Source organism: Streptosporangium amethystogenes, assembly GCF_000721075.1.
In the GTDB taxonomy this organism is placed as follows: domain Bacteria; phylum Actinomycetota; class Actinomycetes; order Streptosporangiales; family Streptosporangiaceae; genus Streptosporangium; species Streptosporangium amethystogenes.
The window spans coordinates 1-359 of record NZ_JOEQ01000169.1; the positions used below are offsets into that span (position 1 = coordinate 1).

Below are 359 nucleotides of genomic sequence, written 5' to 3' on the forward strand. Positions count from 1 at the left end.
ATACCCCCCCTCCGCCGACACCCGCAGCCGCAGCACGTCATGGTGATCCAGCACCACCCGCACCGCCGACGTCAGACGGTCCAGCCCCAGCCCGGCAGGGACCTGCAGGACGACCGTCTGGCTGAAGTCACCGGTCGGCCCGGCCAGGTCGCGCAACCAGGCCATGATCGGGGTCTCGGGGAACCTCCCGATCCCCGCGTCTTCCGGCTCGCCCCGCCGCTGCCCTTCCTCGACCGCGACCGCGGCCAACTCCCGCACGCTCTGATACCGGAACACATCCCGAGGCGAGAACACCACCCCCGCCGCACGCCCCCGAGCCACCAACCGAATCGCCACGATGCTGTCCCCACCCAGATCGA

At 71.0% G+C, this 359-nt stretch carries 1 protein-coding gene; it reads right to left on the reverse strand.

The features are described 5' to 3' along the window. Positions 1–354, reverse strand: a 354-nt coding sequence (locus tag IG98_RS54565) for a phosphopantetheine-binding protein (protein ID WP_281178622.1), incomplete at its 3' end; no start/stop codon positions are given. Positions 355–359 lie beyond the last annotated feature (5 nt).